The organism is Nocardia sp. XZ_19_369, from assembly GCF_015355715.1.
Taxonomy (GTDB): Bacteria; Actinomycetota; Actinomycetes; order Mycobacteriales; family Mycobacteriaceae; genus Nocardia.
The window spans coordinates 569,986-584,089 of the sequence record NZ_JACVED010000005.1 but is presented as its reverse complement, the minus strand read 5'-3'; the positions used below and the strand labels follow the sequence as shown (position 1 = coordinate 584,089).

The following is a 14,104-nucleotide window of genomic DNA, read 5'->3' as shown; positions in this document are numbered from 1 at the left end:
GTCACCGGTTCTCCTCTGCGATGGTCTGAGCCTGATCGTCGGCGCGGGCGTCGTGGTCGCGGGCACCGACATACGGACGGGTCGTCGACGGCGGCGGCGGTACACCGCGCTCGTGTCCGGCCCGGAACGACGAGAGCATGCTACGGGTTTCCTCCGGCGAGCGTTCCGGAATCGGGGCCCGATCGCGACGTTCGTTGGCGCCGTTGGTTTCCCGGCGCGGCTCGGTGCCCGGCGCCGTGCCCGCGGAACGAGACTTCTTGTTGCGCTTGACAAGTCCGTTACGCGTGGTACGCGGTCCCGCGCCCGCCGGCGCTGCCCCGTTGACACCGTGGGGGTGCTCCGGCGGCGCATCCGGCAGCCGCCACGTGCCGGTATCGGTCAGCAACCGATCCGCATTGTCCGGCGGAGTGGAAACCGTTGGCGGGGACACGAATTGGGAGTACGCGGAGGGAGCAGGCCCGGAGGTAGGCGGTGCCGCGTGCTGCGGTCCGGTGTCGAACCGCTCTTCGCGCGGTATCGCCCGCTGTGCCGCGGTCCACGGCCCCTCGGCCTGGCGTGGCGCGCCGTTGAGCTCGTTCGACGGCGCCGCGTGTGCGGGACCACGCTGGCTCGGCACGGTCGGCTCCGGCGGGTTGTTCCCGCGGATCACCGCGGGCGAGGTCATCGCGCCGTTGGTGGGCGACGGTTCGAGTTCGGGCACGCTGGTCGACTCCGAGTCGGCGCCCCAGGAGCGTTCCAGCCCGGCGCCGGAGATCTTGGCCTGCACCGCCGCGGGCCGCCGATCCTGTTCCTGGACAAGGATGTCCAGCGGCAGCGACATCCGCGCGACGATGCCGCTGACCGGCGAGACGTTGAGCTCGACGTCGATGCCGAGCCGCTCGGCCAGCCGACCGACCACGTAGTGGCCCAGGTAGCGGGTGGGCGCGACGATGAAGTCCTGCTCGCCGCGCAGCCTGGCGTTCGATTGGATCAGCTGGTCCATCGGCATGCCGACACCGTGGTCGACGACGGCCAGCAGATACCCGTGCGGCACTCGGCGACCGTAGATCTCGACTTCGAGATCCGGTGGGGAGAAGGCGAGTCCGTTCTCGATCAGCTCGGCGAGCATGTGCGCGAGCTCACTGACCACCGCGCCGGTGATCATGACGTCGTCCACCCGGCGCAGTACCACCCGGCGGTAGTCGTCGACCTCGGACAGGCCGGCCCGGATCACGTCACTCAACGCGATGGGCTGGGCCCAGCGCCGCGGGCTGGCCTCACCGACGAGCACCAGCAGGCTTTCGGCGTTGCGGCGCATGCGGGTGGCCAGGTGGTCGAGCTCGAACAGGTTCGACAGACCCTTGGGATCGAGTTCCTCGCGCTCGAACTCGCTGATCAGGCCGAGCTGGCGGCGAACCAGGTTCTGGTTGCGCCTGGCCAGGTTGGCCATCGACTCGGTGGTGTTGCGGCGCACCAGCGCCTGCTGCGAGGCGAGTTCGAAGGCGGTGGTCTGCACCCGGTCGAGCGCGCCTGCCACGGCGGCGATTTCGGTACTCGCCCCGGGCGGGGCCTGCACCGGCATCGGCGCCTCCGGCCGACTGTCGTCGGCCCGCGCCCACGCCTCGATGACCTGGGGCAGGCGGCGCGAGGCCACATCGTCGGCCTCGCCGGCCAGCGCGGCCAGCGGACGCACGATGGCGCGCACCGAGGTGATCACCAGCACGATCATGGCGGCGATGGCGATCGCGGAGATGACGAGGAAGGCGATCAGCTTGGTGGCCGCGGCATTACGCAGGCTGTCCGCGCGCTCCTGCACATCGTTGCCGACCGCCTGCTGCACGGTGCGCTGTTCATCGAGCACGCTCGACATCTGCGTCCACCAGGTCATCGGATCGACCTCACGGACCAGCGGGCCCTCGCTGGAGGCGATCGCGATGTTCTCCGATTGCTCTGCCTTGGTGGCGTTCTCGCTCAACATCGCCGCGTCCAGCTTGGCCTGCTGGCTCTTGGTCGCGTAGCGGGAGAACGCGGTGAAGCCCGCGAGCTTGGTGGAGCGGATCTCCATGAACTGCACGTACTCACCGCCGTTGAACCGGCCCGCGGTGAAGACGCCGTTGAGGAAGCCTCGCTCCTTGTCGACCTCTTCCTTGGCCGCGCCGAGCGCGTACAGCGCCTGCAGTCCGCGCTGGATCTGCGGGTCGCGGGCCTGGTCGAGGCCGAGCGCGAGGCGGTTCAGCGCGCTCACGCCGTCGGTGTAGAACTGGAAGACGACCTGCCTGCTGACGCGGCGCGAGTCGATCTGGGTGCGGGTATTCGACAGCAGATTCAGCTGGCCGAGCGCCGAGCGCACCTGATCGGCGCCGGGGGCGTCCCCGGCCGCGTCGGCGGTCAGCGAGGCGAGCGCCGCGTCGACCTTGCCGCGCTGGTCGATCAAAGGCTGCTGCAGGCGATTGTCACCACCGAGCAGACCGTTGCTGAGCCCGAGCTCGCGCTGGATCTGGTTGGTGAGGTCCTGCACGCTCAGCGCCAGCGAGACGGCCTTCACCGTGTCGTTGGACTCGCGATAGTCCGAGATCTCCCGGAAGACAGTGACTCCCAGCAGGGCGAGCACCAAAATCAGCGCGAGCGCGAGAATTCGGGTGAGCTGACCACCGATCGTGCGCGGCCGGACGATGGCCGCCATTCTGCCGCTGGGCATCCCGGGGGAAACCGCAGATATGAGATCCGGTGTGTCCCCGGGCTTTGGTTGCCGTAGACGTGAACGCACCAACCTGCTACTCCTCCGAAAAGCCGGCCGTGACAGCTCCACGACGAGCGCACGGAAAGTCTCCGAGCAAAATCCCATATGCCCGGTCCGGCGTCAACTCGAGAACCCCGGATGGGGCACTTTGTTCATACTTTTCAACCCGAGCTGCAACCTGTTGCTACTAACTGTCCAGTTGCGGTCAGTTAATCTCGTACAAGGTTGAAGCAGAACTAATAACCCACCCGGCCGGGGGGATCAACGGGAAGAACCGTCGACACTCCGGGCGCCGACCCGAAATGCCCTCGGATAGTAGCGGAGTCGCCGCCCTGCGCGCACCTCGTGCCGCCACGGCACACACCACTTGGCGGCACCGAGAGTTACGTCTACCCGGCGCCGATCAGCAACGCGCCAGCAAGTGGCGATGGAACTACTCGCCGCCGAGGATCGCGAGGACCTGCTCCGAGGTGTAGAACGGCTCGAGCCGCTCCCGAATCAGCTTGGACAGCACGCCGTTTCGCTTCGCGCCGTCGATGACTGCGGGGCCGTAGCGCAGGATTTCAGTGGTGATGTCGGCCCCGGAGAGACCTAGCTCGGGCAGCATCGCGGCGAGCGTGTAATCGCCGTACTTGGTGAAGAACACCTCGACGCATTCCTCGACGAGCAGACCGAAGTATTCCTTCTCCCTGGTGGTGACCGCGATTTCATAGCAGAGCAGCACCAGTTCGTTCAGGTCCTTCTGCGACAGATAATCGCGCAGCCCGCTCACCGGTTCGTCGGCGTGCAGATCCCAGAATTCCATGGCGGCGTCGTGCACCGGTGCGTCGCGCAACATTTCGCGGATCGCGTTGTTGGTCCGCTTGAGCGCGAAAACCGCGCCCTTGCCTGCCATGTCGCCGATGAAGGTGCTCTCGGTCGCCTTCTTCGCGCTCTTGGCGGCGGACTGGCCCATCGAGATCAGCGAGGAGACACCGGGGATCTTGCCGGCGAACTGCTTATTGGCCTCCATGAAATCGGAGATCAACTTGTCCACGAACTTCGACGCGACGGTGGCGACCAGCGGGCTCTCGGTGAGCCGGTCCAGGATGCGCTCCTGGGCCTGGTGCATGCCGAAGATCTTCTCCAGCAACGCCTCCACCGGTTCGCGGTCGACCACCTGGCCGAGGGTGTACTCGTTGTTGTTCGCGATGTGGTCGTAGATCGAGTCGGCGAATACCCCGACCATGTCGGCGAGCACCGGACTGCCACCGATCAGGTCGATGATCGTCGCGACGGTCTGCTTGGCCTGATCCACCTCGACGATGTCGCGGAAGATCAGCGTGTCCGCGACCCCGAGCACCGACTCGACATCGCGGGCAACGACTTCGGCGAAGCGGTCGCCACTGACCTCGGCCAGCACGAAGTCGACCTGGGCATCGAGTAGTCGTTCAGCAATCTCGCGCGGCTCGGGCATCGAGTTCCACCAATCACAGTCGTAGTACGGCGCCCGGCCAGGTTACGGCCCGTGTGTTTCGGTGTCGTTGCCGCGCAACGACTTCCGTATCTGATCCAGGCGTTCACGCGCCGCCTGCTCGCGCGCGTCCCATTGCTCGTCGGCGCTGCGGCCCGCCGGGGTCTGCTGATCGAGCTCGCTCATCCCCTGCGCGGTGCCGTAGCGCTGCTCGACCTTATCGCGAACTGACCCCCAAGTAGGGACACCGGAGGAGGAATATCCGCCCGTCTCAGTCGGTGCGGCGATACCGGTCGGCGGTACCGGTACCGCGGGTACCGCAGAGGCGCCTCCGACCTGGCCGGATACGTCGTGCAGCGGCGGAGCGTCATGCACCGATGTGGGCATCGTGGTAGGAGTCACACCTGGTGAGGCGGTCGCATCACCGGTATCCAGGAGCCCGATCAGGGCCGCGTGCACCGTCGCGAAGCCGGGCCGTTCCGCCGTCGCGACCAGCAGTACGCCGATCAATTCGCGGTCGGACAGCGCCGCCAGCCGGGCCGCCATCTCGCTGTTTTCTGTCATGGCACCAGGCTACGCAGCGCACGACGCGCCGCCTCACGACCGGACGATGGCACCGGCCCAGTCACGCACCAGCTCGAACCAGGCGGAGCCGCCCACCATGATCAGGTCGTTGTGGCCCGCGCCGGGGAAGATCTGCAGGCGTTTCGGTTCGCGGGCCGCGGCGTAGAGGCGTTCGGCGTGCCGCAGCGGCAGGAGTTCGTCCTGGTCGCCGTGCATGATCAGGACCGGGGCGCGCAGGGTGCGGATGCGCCGCGCGTTCGGGTACGCGTCGGGGACGAGCGGGCCCGGCAGGAAGGGATACACGGATCTGGCGGCGTCGCGCAGGCCGGAGAAGGTCGACATCAGCATCACGCCCGCGGGCGGATGCGCCTGCGCGAGTTCGAGCACGACCCCGCCGCCGAGCGACTTCCCCAGGTAGAGAACATGATTCGGGTCGACACCGGGTTGCTCGAGCAGCACCCGGCGGGCCGCGCGGGCGTCCAGATAGGTGCCGTGCTCGGTGGGGCGGCCGGTGCTGCGCCCGTATCCGCGATAGTCGAACGCGAGCACATCGAACCCGGCCTCGACGAGCAGCGCGAACAGTGCGACCCGATCGCCGATATTGCCCGCGTTGCCGTGCGCGAACAGGATGTGACCGACCGATTTCGGCGCGGGCAACCACCAGCCGTGCAGCGTTTCCCCGTCCGCCGTGCTGATCGACAGGTCGGTGTAGGCCATGCCGAGGATGGCGGGCGTCTGCAGGATCCGCCGATCCGGCAGATAGGTCAGCGCGTTCAGAATCGGACTGGCCGGATGTCGCATGATGTCGTTCTTACTCTCCCCCGACTGTTCCGGTCACTCGACCCGCATGACTTTCGTGCCCTGCTGTCCGGCCGCATGGCTGGAGCCCGCGCCGCCGATGATGCGCAGCAGCGTGCCGCGCAGCCGGGTGACCTCGTCCGCGCCGACGATCTCGTCCAGGTGCCGATCGAAACGCTCGACCACCGCGATGCCCGCGTCGACGACGGCCCAGCCGCGGGTGGTCAGGCGGACGAGGCGGGCGCGCCGATCGGCCGGGTCCACCTCGACTTCGACGTAGCCGTGCTGTTCGAGATGGCGAATCAGTTCGCCCATGGCCTGTTTGGTCATGCCGGCCCGCTCGGCGAGGGTGGTCTGTCTGGTGCCGTCGGGTTCGATCAGCTGGAAGACCGGGGCGTGCGCGGCGCGCACATCGGTGAAACCGGCGGCGGCGATGCCCGCGTCGAGTTCGGCCGCCAAGGTGCGCGCCGCAGCGGACAGCAGACTGCCGAGTGGTGCGGGACGATCGACCAAGGGGTTAGTAAGGCGCTTGACCATAATTCTCCTTGCTCCTACTGTTGGTAAGGCACCTTACTAGCTTGAAGGGTTCTGATATGCGTACTGTCGCAGTGGGTCTTGCCTGTGCTGCTCTGGTCACCGAAATTGTCTGGCTGTTGTTCTTCGACGGGGCGCTCGGGTGGATCACCGCGACCGCCGTGGTGATCGTCGCGGTTCATGCCATTACGTTCGCGCGCTTCCACTTCGTGCGTGTTGTCGTGCGGGTGGTGCTCGGGTTGCTGCTGCTCGGTTCGGTGGCCGATCGGTTCGGCCTCTTCGGTGCGCCGGGTGGTTCGGGTGTTTCGTGGGGATCGTTCGACGCTTTCATCGACTACACGCGAACGTTGTTGCCCGGCTTCGCGAGTGGGCTCGCCGGGGCGGCCGCCATTGCGGCGACGGTGCTCGAGGTGGTGCTCGGCGTTGCACTCGTTCTGGGGGTACTCCCCCGGATCACGGCTCCGTGTACTGCTGGTCTGCTCTGCCTGTTCATGCTGGCGATGTGGACTGCATTGGGTTTCGCTGAGATGTCCGCCTACGCCGTTCCCGTTCTCGCTGCGGGAGCCGCGATGGTTGCCACTGCCGAGTGGCGTTCGGTCGTGCGCAGCTCGGCAGGCGATCACCGAGTGGTACCCGGACCCGCGTGAGCTTCGCGCGGGCCGAAGGCCGTTCGAACGTCGGGCCGCCATCATCTGCCCCGCACACCGACCGCGCCGCCGCACACCGAATTGTTGACCGACCATGCGCGCCAGGGCAATTCACGTGCGCGCGTCGACCTCGCTCGGCAGGACACTGTCCTGCCGCACACTGTCCTGCCGCACACGGAATTGCTGACAATTCCGTGTGCGGCAGGATGTTTCGTGCGGCTATCCGCGCAGGACCGCGCCGACGGCGTCCGCTGCGGCGGCTACCGCGGCGTCGCGGGCGGCGCTGGCCTCATCCTCGGTGAGGGTGCGGTCGGTGGCGCGGAAACGCAGGGCGTAGGTGAGGGACTTGCGGCCCTCACCCGCTTGCGTGCCCTCGTAGACGTCGAACAGCGCGATGTCCTCGAGCAAGTCGCCGCCGCCGGTGCGCAGCGCCGATTCCACCGATGCGGCGGGAGTGCTCTTCTCGACACTGACCGAGACGTCCTGCAGCACCGCCGGGAACGGGGAAATCGTTGGGGCGGGACGGGATTCGAGCAACGGCAGGGCGTCGAGGTCGAGTTCGACGGCGCAGGTCCTCGGCGGCAGACCGGAGCGTTCCAGCACAGCGGGGTGCAGTTCGCCCGCGTGACCGACGACCGTACCGTCCACCACCAGTTCGGCGCAGCGACCCGGATGCCAGGGCAGGTGCGCCGCCGGACGGCGTTCGATCGTGACACCCGCCGCGTCGGCCACCGCGTCGGCGAGGGCGAAGGCGTCGGCAGCCTCAGCCTGGCGGCCCTGCCCCCACGCGCCGCGCGGCTCGCGGCGACCGGTGAGAACAGCCGCGACGTGCACCGGCTGCGCGGGCAGCGAATCGATCAGGCCGGCGATCTGCTCATCGGTGGGGCGACGGTCGACCGGTAGTGCCTCGACCGGGCGCACGTTGTCGCCGGGCAGCACCACCTGAGCGATGCCGTAGATGGTGAGGTCGCGGGCGCCGCGAGAGATGTTGCGGGCGGCCACTTCCAGCAGTCCGGGCAGCAGCGTGGTGGCCAGCTCGGCGCGCTCCACGTCGAGCGGGTTCAGCACCCGGGTGGTCGCGCGGCGCGGGTCGTCGGCGTCCAGACCCCAGGTGTCGAAGACACCGGCGGGCAGGAACACCGGCGCGGGCACCTCGACGGCACCGGCGAAGGCCAGCGCGCGGCTGACCGCGCGACGCCGCCGCTGGGTGGCAGTGAGGCCGCGACCGGCCGGCGCGGTGGGCAGCACGGACGGGATCTGCTCGAGCCCCTCCAGCCGCAGCACCTCCTCGACCAGGTCGGCGGGCTGCACCAGGTCGGGCCGCCAGCTCGGCGGGGTGACCGCGAGCTGCCCGTGGCCGGTGGTCTCGTCGACGGCGACCTCGACGGTGCAGCCGATCTGGGCGAGCCTGCGCGCGGACGTACCGGTCGGGTAGATGACTCCGGCGACGCGGTCGGCCCGGTCGATGTCCATCCGGATCGGCGCCGCGGGCGCCACCGGGACGCGGACGTCGGTGAGCGCGGATTCGACGGTGCCCCCGGCGATTTCGGCGAGCAGCGTAGCGGCCCGGTCGAGCGCGGCCACGTTGATCTCCGGGTCGACCACCCGCTCGTACCGCTTGCCCGCCTCGGACACCAGCTTGTGCCTGCGCGAGGTGCGGTAGACGAGCAGCGGGTTCCAGGTGGCGGCTTCCAGCACGACATCTGTCGACCCGGTGCCGATCTCGGTTGTCGCACCGCCCATTACGCCGGCCAGTCCGATGACGCCGGAATCGTCGGCGATCACCACATCCTCAGCATCGAGGGTGCGTTCGACCTCGTCGAGAGTGCGCAGCGTCTCGCCCTTGTTCGCGGTACGCACCACGATGTCGCCGCTCAGCTTGGCACCGTCGTAGGCGTGCAGCGGCTGACCCAGTTCCAGCATGACGTAGTTAGTGACGTCGACCGCGGGCGAGATCGGGCGCACACCCGACAGCAGCAGCCTGCGCTGTAACCACCAGGGGCTCACCGCATTCGGATCGATACCGGTGACCCGCCGCACCGCGAAACGGGTGCACTGGGAGTCCGGCTCGAGCCGGACCGACCAGGCGTCCTGCTCGTCGTCCGCCAGCGTGCGCACGGCGGGATCGGCGTAGTCGAGGTCGAAGCCGCAGGCGAGTTCACGGGCCAGGCCGCGCACCGAGAAGCAGTAGCCGCGGTCGGGGGTGATGTTGAGCTCGATGACCGTATCGTCCAGCCCGAGCAGCTCGTTCGCGTCCGCGCCGGGCTCCGCGGTGCCCGGTTCCAGCACCAGGATGCCCGCATGATCCTTGCCGATACCGAGTTCGGCGACCGAGCAGATCATGCCGTTGGAGACGTGCCCGTAGGTCTTGCGCGAGGAGATGGCGAAGCCGCCGGGCAGCACACCGCCGGGCAGCACCACGACGACCAGGTCGCCGACGGCGAAGTTGGTTGCACCGCAGACGATCTCCTGAAGGTCCGGGCTACCGACATCGACCTTGCAGAAGCGGATCGGCTTCTTGAACTCGGTCAGCTCGGTGATCTCGGCGACGCGGCCGACGACCAGCGGCTTGTCGATGTCGCCGCCGATCCGTTCGAGTTTGTCGACTTCTTCGACCTCCAACCCCACCCGGACGAAGCCCGCGTCGAGTTCCTCCGCCGTCACCGACCAGTCGGGGACGGTGCGCTGGATGATGTCGGTCAGCCAGGACTGCGCTACTCGCACTTGACGTTTCGCTCTCTCGATCGAAGGGTGGTCTCGGTGGGGGCCGGCTCAGGACCGGATGCCGAAGGGCAGCGTGAAACGCACATCGCCCTCGACGATGTCGCGCATGTCCGGGATGCCGTTGCGGAACTGCAGCGTCCGCTCGAGGCCCATGCCGAACGCGAACCCGCTGTACACCTCGGGATCGATCCCGCTGGCGATCAGCACCTTCGGGTTCACCATGCCGCACCCGCCCCACTCGACCCAGCCCGCGCCGCCCTTCTTGTCCGGGAACCAGACGTCGACCTCGGCGGAGGGCTCGGTGAACGGAAAGTAGTTGGGGCGCATCCTGGTTCGGGTGTCCGGCCCGAACAGCGCGCGGGCGAACGCGTCCAGCGTGCCGCGCAGGTGCGCCATGGTCAGGCCCTTGTCCACGGCCAGCCCCTCCACCTGGGAGAACACCGGGGTGTGCGTGGCGTCGAGCTCGTCGGTGCGGAAGGTGCGGCCGGGGCACACCACGTAGATCGGCAGCTCGCGTTCCAGCAGCGAACGCACCTGCACCGGCGAGGTGTGCGTGCGCAGCACCTGGCGCGAGCCCTCCGGCGCGATGTGGAAGGTGTCCTGCATGGTGCGGGCCGGGTGGTCGGGCAGGAAGTTGAGCGCGTCGAAGTTGAAGTGCTCGGTCTCCACCTCGGGCCCCTCGGCGACCTCCCAGCCCATCGCGACGAACACGTCGGCGACCTGCTCGGAGATGACGGTGATCGGATGCCGGGCGCCGAACGGGTGCCTGCGGGCGGGCAGCGTCACGTCGATCGCCTCGGCCACCAGCACCGCGGCGTCCCGCTCTTCGAGCAGCGCCGCGCGGCGCGCCTCGAACGCCTCGGAGATCCGGGCGCGCGCCACGTTGACCCGCTTGCCCGCGTCGGCCTTCTCGGTCTTGGGCAGGCTGCCCAGGGCGCGCTGCGCCAGCGCCAGCGGTGCCTTGCCGCCGAGATGCTCGGTTTTCGCGACCGCGAGCGCGTCCAGGTCGGCGGCAGCGGCGAACGCCTTTTCGGCCGCCGCCGCGGCTGCGGCCAGTGCCTCCTCGGTCAGCGTCGCGTTCTGCTCGACTGCGTCGATGTCGTCGGCCACGGTGGTTCGACTCTCCCCTGGGGATCGGTTCGCGGACACGGCTCGTTCCCTGCCCACATTGCTGCTGGTGGAATCCTATTGGATGCGTCATATCCGATTCACACGGATTCCCCGCAGCGCCCCGCCGACCCCGATTCACCACCGGACGGACGCGAAATTGCGACCATGGTCACAGCGGAACGGGAGGCTCCCCAGCGCGGGGCAGCGCCCGAGAATACGGAGGTCCGGGGATATGAGGAGTCCGAAAGCGGCAGTGACCGTCGGTTTCACCAGCCTTGCCATGATGGTGAGCTTGCTGGCCATCACCTTGCTCGGCAGCGGGACGGCAGCAGCAAACCCGCCGGGACCCAATCCCTACGCCTGGCTACCGGCGTGGCTACAGGACATCGTCTTCTGCGTCTTCTACGGCTACTGCGGCTGACCCCGGCACCCTGGGGACAGCGGGTGGCAGCTGACACCGAGTTCCGACGTTCAGCCGGGTAAGCGGCTGACCCCGCGTTCCGACGTTCAGGCGCGTGAGCGGCTGACCCCGGCGTCCGGTGGTCAGGCCGGCGTGATGCGGGCGGGCAGCAGTAGGGAGGCGACGGTCCCGACCGCGACGACGGCGGCGCCCACCCAGAGCGCGGGAACGAGCCCGTCGACGAAACCCTGCGGGCTGAAATAGGAACCGTGCGCGGCGAATACGGACGCCAGCACGGCGATGCCCATGGCGACACCGACCTCCCGCAGCGTGTTGTTGGTGCCCGAAGCCATCGCCTGATCGTCGGGCGCGGCGCTGCCCATCACGACGGTGGCACTCGGTGCGAAGGTCAGGCCCATCCCGATGCCGCCCAGCAGGAACGGCCCGACGAAGGCGCTGTAGTCGACGTCGACGGTGGTGATCGCCGCCATCCAGCCCAGCGCGACCGTCAGCATCAGCTGGCCTGTCGTCAGCAGCGTCCGCGCGCCGACCCGGTCGACGAGCAGTCCGGCGAGCGGGGCGACCACCATCGGCGCCATCGTCCACGGCATGGTGCGCACGCCCGACTCCAGTGGGCTGTATCCCCGCACCACCTGGAAGTACTGGGCCAGCAGGAAGATCGAGCCGAAGACACCCATGGAAAAGGTGAAGCTCGTGGTGCTGCTCACCCGGTAGGCACGCGAACGGAACAGTCGTAGCGGCAGCATCGGCTCCGTGGTCTTCAGCTCCCACCCGATCAGGCAGGCCAGCAGTATCGCGCCGCCGATCAGGCCGCCGAGCACGGTGACCGAGGTCCACCCGTCATCGGCGCCGTGGATCACGCCCCACACCACCGCGAACACGCCGCCCGCCGACAACACCAGCCCGAGGGGGTCGAGCCGCCTGCTACCGCCGTACGACTCGCGCAGCACCCGCGCCGCGAACGGCAGCACGGCAAGTCCGATCGGCACGTTCAGCCAGAAGATCCACTGCCAGCTCAGCCCCTCCACCACGGCGCCGCCGACGAGCGGGCCGAGCGCGATGCCGAGTCCGAAGATGCCGCCCCAGATGCCGATGGCGGCGTTGCGCATCCGCTCCGGCACCGCCGCCGACAGCAGGGTCAGCGACAGCGGAGTGACGGCCGCCCCGCCGAAACCTTGGACCACTCTGGCGGCGATCAACATCCATGGCTCGGTGGCCAGCGCACAGGCGGCCGACGCCACCGTGAACAGCGCGATGCCGGCCAGGAAGATCCGGCGGCGACCGAGCCGGTCACCGATCGCCGAGACGGTGAGCAGTAACGCGGCGAAGGCCAGGGTGTACGCGTTGATGAACCACTGGAGGTCGGACAGGGAGGCGCCCAGTTCGGTGCGGATCACCGGCAGGGCGTTGGTCACCACCAGGTTGTCCAGCGTGACCATGAACATCGGGATACCGACGGCGGCGAGCACGGCGGCGACCGCAGGCTGGTCGACGGATTTCGCCGGTGTAGCGGAGGCGGGTTCGAGCGTTTCGGTCATGTCCAGCCTTTGTTGTAATCGACTGATAACTAATGCGCCGAAGAGTATGCATCCACTGATAACATGTCAAGGCAGTGCGGGGGTTAGAGAGCGGAGCAGAACGCGATGGCCAGTTCGACCAGGGTTCGGATGACCGCGGCCGAGCGCGGCGAAGAGGTGCTACAGGCCGCAGTTGCCGCGTTCGCCGAAGCCGGGTACTCGGCGACCCGGACCGACGAAATCGCCCGGCGTGCAGGGGTTTCCCAGCCGTATGTGATCCGGCTGTTCGGCACCAAACAGCAGTTGTTCCTCGCGGCGCTGCATCGGGTATGTGATCGAATCGAAGAGGTGTTCCGTGCGTCGCACGAGGCGGCGGGACCCGATGCGACGCCGGAGGAAGCGCTACATGCGCTCGGGCAAGGCTTCAACGCCTTCCTTGCCGACCGGGAAATGCTGCAGGTATTCCTGCACGGGTTCGCGGCGAGCGGGGATCCGGCGATCGGCGATGACGTGCGCGCCCGCTTCGGCAAGGTCTACCAGCTGGTGCGCGATCTCTCCGGCGCCGGTGTGCACGAGACCCGTCGGTTCCTCGCCACCGGCATGCTGCTCACCGTCATGAGCGCGATGCAGGTGGCGGGGCCGGACGCGGTCGAGACGCCATGGGCGGCCGAGATCCTGAACGACTGCATAGAACTCGGCGATTGAATACGCACACCTTTTGACATACGCACGCGTGTCAGTGCGGCGAGTCGGTGTGCGGGAAATCAGAAAGTGTGCGGCTCAGCCCTGGTTCGCGTAGCGCACACGGGAATTCGCGTACAGGCAAATCGCAGCCGCGGTGGCCAGGTTCAGGCTTTCGGCGCGGCCACGGATCGGTATGCGAATGCGATGGTCGGCGCGCCGCGTCACGGCGGGATCCAAGCCGTGCGCCTCGTTGCCGAACAGCCAGGCCACCGGCCCGGTGAACAGCTCGTCGGCGTCGTCGAGATCGACCTCGCCATCAGCGGCAGTCGCGAGGATCGTGATACCCGCCGCCACAAAGGAATCCAGCGTTTCGCCGACATCACGATGCCGGGCGATCGGGACATGGAACAGGCTGCCCGCGCTGGCCCGCACGCACTTGCCGTTGTGCGGGTCGACCGAGTCACCGGCCAGCACCACCCCGTCGGCGCCGACCGAATCAGCAACCCGGATGAGAGTTCCGGCATTGCCGGGTTCGGCCATCTCGACCGGTACAGCGAGCATGCGGGGCTGTGCCGCGAGTACGTCGGCCAGCGGCACGTCGATCAGCGCACAGACAGCGACAAGCCCTGGCGCGGTGACGGTCTCACCCAACTGCTGAGCAGCCCGATCGCTGACCAGCGTGGTGCGCACCCCCATCCCCGCAGCACTCGCGACCAGTTCATGCTCGCGGACCGCGGCACCGGCGGAGTGGAACAACTCCTGCACCCGTCCGGTATCCAGCGCGGCCGCCACCGAATTGGCGCCCTCGGCGAGGAACAGCCCGGTTTTTCGGCGCTGCGCACCGCGGTGCAGCTTGACAGCGGAAACGACCCGTGGATTGCGCTCGGAGAGCGCGTCCACGGGTCGTTCCGAGAGATATTCGCTTGTCACCCG

The 14,104-nt window shown here is 68.2% G+C and carries 12 protein-coding genes; 3 read left to right on the top strand and 9 right to left on the bottom strand.

Annotation, left to right across the window (positions count from 1 at the left end; genetic code table 11):
• Position 1 precedes the first annotated feature (1 nt).
• The 5 genes from IBX18_RS21610 to IBX18_RS21590 form a co-directional block, all read right to left on the bottom strand.
• Complete coding sequence (locus IBX18_RS21610; protein ID WP_228541459.1) at positions 2–2,677, bottom strand: nitrate- and nitrite sensing domain-containing protein; 2,676 nt, start codon at positions 2,675–2,677, stop codon at positions 2–4.
• Between the two features lie 475 nt (positions 2,678–3,152).
• Positions 3,153–4,175, bottom strand: coding sequence for a hypothetical protein (locus IBX18_RS21605; protein WP_194835355.1), 1,023 nt, complete (start codon positions 4,173–4,175; stop codon positions 3,153–3,155).
• Positions 4,176–4,217: 42 nt separating this feature from the next.
• Entirely contained in the window at positions 4,218–4,736 is a 519-nt protein-coding gene (locus IBX18_RS21600) for a hypothetical protein (RefSeq protein ID WP_194835354.1), read from the bottom strand.
• 33 nt (positions 4,737–4,769) lie between these two features.
• Positions 4,770–5,537: an alpha/beta hydrolase gene (locus IBX18_RS21595; protein ID WP_194835353.1), complete on the bottom strand. Its 768-nt coding sequence runs from the start codon at positions 5,535–5,537 to the stop codon at positions 4,770–4,772.
• A 33-nt stretch (positions 5,538–5,570) separates the two neighbouring features.
• Positions 5,571–6,071 carry a MarR family winged helix-turn-helix transcriptional regulator gene (locus IBX18_RS21590; RefSeq protein WP_194835352.1) on the bottom strand — a complete coding sequence of 167 codons (501 nt, stop codon included), beginning with the start codon at positions 6,069–6,071 and terminating at the stop codon, positions 5,571–5,573.
• A 56-nt stretch (positions 6,072–6,127) separates the two neighbouring features.
• On the opposite strand from IBX18_RS21590, the gene IBX18_RS21585 reads away from it, so the two are divergent.
• On the top strand, positions 6,128–6,715 hold the full coding sequence (locus IBX18_RS21585) for a hypothetical protein (protein WP_194835351.1): 588 nt from the start codon (positions 6,128–6,130) through the stop codon (positions 6,713–6,715).
• Positions 6,716–6,934: 219 nt separating this feature from the next.
• Here the strand turns inward: IBX18_RS21585 and pheT are convergent, their stop codons facing one another.
• Both pheT and pheS read right to left on the bottom strand, forming a co-directional pair.
• Positions 6,935–9,439, bottom strand: coding sequence for a phenylalanine--tRNA ligase subunit beta (gene pheT / locus IBX18_RS21580; RefSeq protein ID WP_194835350.1), 2,505 nt, complete (start codon positions 9,437–9,439; stop codon positions 6,935–6,937).
• 48 nt (positions 9,440–9,487) lie between these two features.
• A complete protein-coding gene (pheS, locus tag IBX18_RS21575) occupies positions 9,488–10,549 on the bottom strand; it encodes a phenylalanine--tRNA ligase subunit alpha (RefSeq protein ID WP_194835497.1) in 1,062 nt (353 codons plus the stop codon).
• Positions 10,550–10,781: 232 nt separating this feature from the next.
• On the opposite strand from pheS, the gene IBX18_RS21570 reads away from it, so the two are divergent.
• Entirely contained in the window at positions 10,782–10,970 is a 189-nt protein-coding gene (locus IBX18_RS21570) for a hypothetical protein (protein WP_194835349.1), read from the top strand.
• A 122-nt stretch (positions 10,971–11,092) separates the two neighbouring features.
• Here the strand turns inward: IBX18_RS21570 and IBX18_RS21565 are convergent, their stop codons facing one another.
• Positions 11,093–12,508, bottom strand: a complete 1,416-nt coding sequence (locus tag IBX18_RS21565; RefSeq protein ID WP_194835348.1) for an MFS transporter — start codon at positions 12,506–12,508, stop codon at positions 11,093–11,095.
• Between the two features lie 105 nt (positions 12,509–12,613).
• Here IBX18_RS21565 and IBX18_RS21560 point away from each other — a divergent pair, with 105 nt between their 5' ends.
• Positions 12,614–13,192, top strand: coding sequence for a TetR/AcrR family transcriptional regulator (locus IBX18_RS21560; RefSeq protein WP_194835347.1), 579 nt, complete (start codon positions 12,614–12,616; stop codon positions 13,190–13,192).
• Between the two features lie 75 nt (positions 13,193–13,267).
• On the opposite strand, the gene IBX18_RS21555 is transcribed toward IBX18_RS21560, so the two are convergent.
• The gene (locus tag IBX18_RS21555; protein ID WP_194835346.1) at positions 13,268–14,071 is read right to left on the bottom strand and encodes an RNA methyltransferase; all 804 of its coding nucleotides are present in this window, start codon (positions 14,069–14,071) and stop codon (positions 13,268–13,270) included.
• Between the last annotated feature and the right edge of the window lie 33 nt (positions 14,072–14,104).

Coding starts and splice junctions, on each gene's coding strand:
- IBX18_RS21560 (WP_194835347.1), top strand. CDS start 12,614: ATGGCCAGTTCGACCAGGGTTCGGATGACCGCGGCCGAGCGCGGCGAA.
- IBX18_RS21585 (WP_194835351.1), top strand. CDS start 6,128: ATGCGTACTGTCGCAGTGGGTCTTGCCTGTGCTGCTCTGGTCACCGAA.
- IBX18_RS21605 (WP_194835355.1), bottom strand. CDS start 4,175: ATGCCCGAGCCGCGCGAGATTGCTGAACGACTACTCGATGCCCAGGTC.
- IBX18_RS21600 (WP_194835354.1), bottom strand. CDS start 4,736: ATGACAGAAAACAGCGAGATGGCGGCCCGGCTGGCGGCGCTGTCCGAC.
- IBX18_RS21595 (WP_194835353.1), bottom strand. CDS start 5,537: ATGCGACATCCGGCCAGTCCGATTCTGAACGCGCTGACCTATCTGCCG.
- IBX18_RS21565 (WP_194835348.1), bottom strand. CDS start 12,508: ATGACCGAAACGCTCGAACCCGCCTCCGCTACACCGGCGAAATCCGTC.
- IBX18_RS21590 (WP_194835352.1), bottom strand. CDS start 6,071: ATGGTCAAGCGCCTTACTAACCCCTTGGTCGATCGTCCCGCACCACTC.
- IBX18_RS21610 (WP_228541459.1), bottom strand. CDS start 2,677: ATGCCCAGCGGCAGAATGGCGGCCATCGTCCGGCCGCGCACGATCGGT.
- IBX18_RS21570 (WP_194835349.1), top strand. CDS start 10,782: ATGAGGAGTCCGAAAGCGGCAGTGACCGTCGGTTTCACCAGCCTTGCC.